At 30.7% G+C, this 5,800-nt stretch carries 5 protein-coding genes and 3 pseudogenes; 1 reads left to right on the top strand and 7 read right to left on the bottom strand.

What is annotated here, in order from left to right; genetic code table 11:
* The 3 genes and pseudogenes from BWGOE10_RS27830 to BWGOE10_RS32225 form a co-directional block, all read right to left on the bottom strand.
* Positions 1-371 (bottom strand): ABC transporter permease (locus tag BWGOE10_RS27830; RefSeq protein WP_171903155.1); only part of this gene is annotated, 371 nt, incomplete at its 3' end.
* Positions 346-1,278 (bottom strand): ATP-binding cassette domain-containing protein, encoded by a 933-nt coding sequence (locus tag BWGOE10_RS27825; RefSeq protein ID WP_070146063.1) that lies wholly within the window; start codon positions 1,276-1,278, stop codon positions 346-348. The genes BWGOE10_RS27825 and BWGOE10_RS27830, both read right to left, overlap by 26 nt.
* A gap of 154 nt (positions 1,279-1,432) precedes the next feature.
* Positions 1,433-1,495 (bottom strand): annotated as a pseudogene (locus BWGOE10_RS32225) (undecaprenyl-diphosphatase); the annotation flags it as partial.
* 130 nt (positions 1,496-1,625) lie between these two features.
* On the opposite strand from BWGOE10_RS32225, the pseudogene BWGOE10_RS30670 reads away from it, so the two are divergent.
* Positions 1,626-1,865 (top strand): annotated as a pseudogene (locus BWGOE10_RS30670) (Tn3 family transposase); the annotation flags it as partial.
* A 365-nt stretch (positions 1,866-2,230) separates the two neighbouring features.
* Here the strand turns inward: BWGOE10_RS30670 and BWGOE10_RS27815 are convergent.
* The 4 genes and pseudogenes from BWGOE10_RS27815 to BWGOE10_RS27800 all read right to left on the bottom strand — a co-directional run.
* Positions 2,231-2,737 carry a hypothetical protein gene (locus BWGOE10_RS27815; RefSeq protein WP_070146065.1) on the bottom strand — a complete coding sequence of 169 codons (507 nt, stop codon included), beginning with the start codon at positions 2,735-2,737 and terminating at the stop codon, positions 2,231-2,233.
* Between the two features lie 491 nt (positions 2,738-3,228).
* Positions 3,229-3,771 (bottom strand): GNAT family N-acetyltransferase, encoded by a 543-nt coding sequence (locus tag BWGOE10_RS27810; protein WP_070146066.1) that lies wholly within the window; start codon positions 3,769-3,771, stop codon positions 3,229-3,231.
* A gap of 542 nt (positions 3,772-4,313) precedes the next feature.
* On the bottom strand, positions 4,314-5,423 hold the full coding sequence (locus tag BWGOE10_RS27805) for a serine hydrolase (protein WP_070146067.1): 1,110 nt from the start codon (positions 5,421-5,423) through the stop codon (positions 4,314-4,316).
* Positions 5,424-5,663: 240 nt separating this feature from the next.
* Positions 5,664-5,800 (bottom strand): annotated as a pseudogene (locus tag BWGOE10_RS27800) (IS6 family transposase); the annotation flags it as partial.

Here is a 5,800-nt window from a genome sequence, read left to right as displayed (position 1 = left end):
CCTATAAAGAGAATGAAGCAAGATATAAATAATAAAATAAAACTTAATATAAATTTAGCTATAAATATTTTTCTTTTTTCTATTGGTAGTATTAATAGGTGTTTCCAAGAAGTAGAGCTGTGTTCTAAATGGGCTATTATAGAAGTAATAATTGTAATCCCTAGTAGTATTGCTGGAAGGGAAAGAGACTGAACATTTGAAAGTAGCCCTCCCCACAAATCATTTTTATATTTTTCTATCAAGTAATCGTATCTTAAACTGAAATTTATTGCTTGAAGTACAATAACACCTATTGGGGCTATCATTATTAAAAACCAAACCCACTTACGCTTTAATTTAAGAAATTCAGATGCTAAGAGGGATTTGTACATCGTTTTGTTCCTCCTTTACGATGTTTAGGAAAATATCTTCAAGTGAATTTTTTTCTTCTTCAATACGGAATACAGATATATCATTTGCTACTAAAGCTTTCACAATCTTAGCTATAGCTTTATTATCAGTATTAAACATAACAATTTTATCCTCCTCCATCACTGACGGTATACCACTAGCAAGAATGATTTTCCATGCTTCCTTAGGTTTATTAACTAAAATCTTAATTGAATTATGTGAATGTTGTCGTAAAACTTCAATTTTATCCTGGAAAATGAGCCGTCCCTTTGAAATAATCCCAACATATGTAGCCATCTGGTCTATTTCACTTAATAAATGACTTGATACTAGTATAGTAATGCCTCTTTCCTTAGCAAGGCTCTTTATTAATTCACGCATTTCATGTATCCCTTGGGGATCAAGTCCATTTGTCGGTTCATCTAAAATTAATAATCTAGGATCACCAAGTAATGCAATGGCAAGGCCAAGACGTTGTTTCATGCCTAAAGAGTATTCTTTAACTTTTTGGTGTGCTGCATTCTGCAGTCCGACAGTTTTTAAAACAGCATGTAGTTTTTCTTTTGGTATATTTCTTAAAAGTCTATAAACTTCTAAATTTTCAATTGCGTTGAGATGTGCATAATAAGAAGGATTTTCCACTAGTGCTCCAACATCAGATAAAATAGATAAACGATTTTCATTTAAATCTTTGCCGAAAATTGTAATATTGCCTTCAGTCGCTTTAATTAAGCCTAATAACATTCTAATGCTAGTTGTCTTTCCAGCACCATTGGGTCCTAAAAATCCATAAATTTCACCTTCAGGAATTTTTAGATTTACACCACTAACCACACTACTTTTTTTATATTTTTTAGTTAGATTATTTGTTTCAACAATATATTTCATATAAACACCACCTTATATTTATTATATTTCACGAAGGTTAAATTAAATTTCTAAAGAGTTTGAAAATTGTTTAATTACTGTATCTTTAAATATATAGAAATTATTATGTAATCAACCAAAATTAAATTCCAATTAGAAGTTGAAAAAATGAGACATATTGTTTACCTAAATCATTAATTGCTCGAAAAATATCAATATTGAATTGAGAAAATGACATTTTCAAATCCCTCCTTCTTCTTTCTCACTATAATAAAAAAAGAAAAAGGAAAACATCGAACTTTCTTACAAATATTCGTGCATTCTTACAGTTTTGTCATTTTTCTCGTCATTTTGTAAATGTGTTCATCGCCTTGCCTTTCGCTATTTTCTTTGAAAAACATGGTGATTTACGAGAAAGAGCGCTACAAGATCAACTTCAAAGAAGTAGTGTACTAAACCTCTTAATTAATGCAATTAGTGTGTGGAATACTGTTTATTTAAGTGAAGCAATAAAAGCTTTGAAGAAAAAAGAACAATTTGATGAAGGATTATTAAAATATATTTCTCCATTAGAATGGGAACACATTAACTTTCTAGAAGAATACTGATTTAGCAAAAGAGAAATTGCACCATTAGACTCTCTACGACCACTACAGACAACTTAACAGTAAGAAGCCGATTATCTCTTAGCGTACAGGAAATCGGCTTTTTCTTTATGAAATTTTGCTTAGTGGGGTACCGCCCACATGCCCATCAACTTAAGAGTTTTATAACACCCCAAAACAAAAAAATTGTACATTTTCACATGAAGATGTCAATTTTCTCGTTTTGGAGGTATTTGTATTTCTTAACTTGATAGCGATGTGGCGGGTCCTCTAAATCAGCATCTCCAAAACAAAGGGACGTGCAGAATTAAAAAGAACAGACTTTTCTTTTTTGAAAAGTCTGTTCAAAAATAAATAAATTCAAGTAATTACCATCCAAGCCAAACAGTGCCTTGGTGCCATGAACCATCTGTATTTACTAGAGTTACAACATAGTTTCCTGCTTTCATAGGACCAAAGTAATTATAAACATAATCACCACCACTCATTGGCCCTCCTGTTACATTATGGGTTACGGTGTTTCCTGATGATAAACTTTTTACTACAACTTTAAAATTAAAATTTTTATTATTTTGAATAGCTACTCCAATAGTTCCGTTGGCTGCTACAGATACAGTTTTTTTCACTTGAATTGATGTAGAAAAATTATAACTACCGGAATATCCCCAATCAAATGCTGCAGCTGCTTTTTCTCCAATAAGATTATTTTTATCAGAAAAATTTGGTACAAATGGTCTTTCGACTTCATTTGTATTTTCAACTATACTTTCAATTCTATCTGAAATAGGTTTTACTGTATCAGCTGATGCTGCACCAATCCCCCCAGTTAATGCAATACCTGTTGCTAATGCTCCGACTACTAATTTCTTGAACATAAATAATCCCCCTTTAATAGTTTTGTAACTCATACCTCAAATGTATCATTTTTTACAAAAAAGAAAATATTTAGAATTTATAGAAATATTAGTTTCATTATTAGAAATATTCAGTCTTAAATTTATCAAAGTTTACACTCATAAATTACTGTAAAATAATAAAATTTCCGTTTTTGGGATACTTGAAATTACTAGCTTGATAGCAATGGGGTATCGCCAGCATTTTGGAAAAACCCCACGCTAAGCAAAAAATACAATAAGCTGCCCATATGGACAGCTTATTTACATAAAATCCGTTATTGGTAGTTAGGTTTCTTTAGTTGAATGGGAATGTTTTGATCCAGTAGAAGAATGCAAAACCTCCAGCTACAAATAAAGCAGCTAAAATGAATGTTATTAGAGGTATTTTATTTTTCATACTTTTTCCTCCAATGATTTAATCTTAAGCTAATTTAGTTAATATAACATGCGATATCGGAAGTAGAATGATTTTAATTATTCCACTCGCTTTTTACTAGAGAATAACTGATAACATCGTTCGGATAATTATTTTGATACATATATTCTCTTAATACTCCATCTTGTTTAAAACCAAATTTTTGTACTGACCTATGTGAGGCTACATTGTCTGTAAAAATAATTGCACCAATCCTATTTAAATCCCATTCATTAAATCCATATGTAATAACAGTTCTTACGGCTTCTGATATATATCCTTTTCTCCAATAATCCGGATGAATCTCATAACCTATTTCTGTACGTTTATGTTGAGGATTCCAAGCATGAAACCCTATTGTTCCAATGAATTTATTTTCTGTTTTTGTAACAATTCCCCATCGAATTCCTTTTTTATCATGAAAAGCACGCTGAAAGTTCTCGACAAGAGTCTCTGCTTCCTTTAAATCTTTAAAAGAATTCATACCATAAAATCGTGTTACATCGTCTCTTGAAAAGTAATCAAAAATAGCTTTTGAATCCTCTTTTGTAATTTCTCTTAATATTAATCTTTCTGTTTCTAGAACTGGAAATGACATAATAGTTACTCCTCCTTTTGTACTTAGTTTATTTCGCTATGAATATATTTAAATCCTATGTAAATAATGACGAATACTATATGTTCAGTTTAAAAAATGTTTTAGACTGAACATCCTTGGTCTAATGGGATATTGCTATTCGTATTTGTCTAATTAACTAAAATAAAGATTTAGACTGACGAATCGTTTATATTTCATGATAAGAGTTATATTAAAATAAAGTATTAGACCGGATAGTGAATATACATTTTATGTAATGGAAATAAGGAGAATTCTGAGAAATTGTATTTGATAAAACTAAAGTTTAGGAATTTTTATATTTCACAACCGAAAATTAAGCCAATTCGCAATTAAATTTGAGCCAATTGAAACGAGTGAAATTCACATACTTTGAGAACATATTTTCATGCTCGTATAGGCTTGACATGGATCCCATACGAGCATGATTACTTTGCGAATGTTGCGGTGGACAGGAATTTCACACCCTCACAATGGTATCATGCCCGCCTCTCCATATAGAGATGGTGTGGTCGATCTCTGAATTAATCTAAATTTTCAATCAAGAGATCTCTGAATTTTTGATCATTCAAAGTTTTTAACACGAAATCATTGTAATGTTCACTCAGGTTCATATAATCAGTTTCATTTAAGTCATTAAACATAAACACTAGTTCCGTCATATTTCCCTCTTTATCCTTTGCATAAAGGGAGTTTGTTAATAGAAATGCAGTTGAACCACCTTTTTGCCCTACATGTATTAACCATTCCTTATTATTTGGATTCTCCATAGGCCATTCGACAATCTTGTCTAACTCTTTCTGCACATTCTGTGGGAAATAGTCTTTACGATTCAGTCGTTCCATCAATAGAAGATAGTCTTTTGCGGATGCGGCTGGTAAATTATCTGACCATATTCTTTGAAATTCAATATCGCCTAGGCATGGGATATTACGTTGTTTAAATTCAGTAGAATTTTTCATCCATTGGTGAATCTTAATAGATTCCCTAGCAAATTCTTGTTGTGACATAGCTTTCATTTTTATTAAGGTTTCGTTTTGGGTTAAATTCTCTTCTTTTTTTAAATTGCCAGCAACATATAAACTAGATACAAGTGGATATAATTCTTGATGATGAGGTAATTGTAAATTTTTCATCGTTTGATTAATATTTTCCAAACCTAATTTGTCTATTAAATAATCAGCATTTGCATTGGAACTAAACTGCAACATTCCTTTTGCAATTTCTTCTAATGTTACTTGATTATTTCGAATAATGTTTTTTTCATTTAAATAACGAATCCAATTAGGGTGGTTAGAGGCATCTGTATCTTTTATATAATATGCTTCTAAATCACTTAAGGGAATTTGTTGATCAACTTTAATCGTTCCTTCAGCAGATTGTTTAGCAAATTCTACAGCAATAATTAGTTTCATCATGCTTGCTAAAGGAATTACCTCATCAGAATTTATACTTACTAGATTTTTTCCATTTCTTTGTAGAATAAAAGATACATTTTTATCTGTCTTATGTGTTTTTAAATATTCCATAACAAATTCATAACCTTCTTTTTGTTTTGAAATATTTTTATATACGATAAAGAAAATTGAAACAATTAGTAATATAATGGCTAGTTTTTTAATAGATTTCAACACAATTTCTCCCTTTGTATGTCTAATTATTTTGTAAACTTTTCTAATATAATTTTAACATAAATTTCCATTATGTTACACACTTTACCAAGTGACATTTCTCTAAAATAAAATTCACAAAGTTAAGGTGGCTCAATGTAGAACTAGGAGGTGTTGCTTTTATTGATTACAGTCTATTTGGTTCTGGTGCAAATACTTAGGAAAGATATAAAGATGCGAAAAGTTTCCTAGTGAAATCTAGTCTTAAGCTGCAATTCCAAATAGTTGATGGATGAACTTCACTTGATTTTGGACAGACTTGTCCAATAAAACAAGTTGCCCTTTTTTCACCATATGCATAGCTTCTATTCCAGAAAGAATGGATGTAGCTGTGCGAAAGG

It is taken from the genome of Bacillus mycoides (genome assembly GCF_001757995.1).
GTDB classification, from domain to species: Bacteria; Bacillota; Bacilli; order Bacillales; family Bacillaceae_G; genus Bacillus_A; species Bacillus_A mycoides_B.
This window is presented reverse-complemented; position numbering and strand designations above follow the sequence as displayed.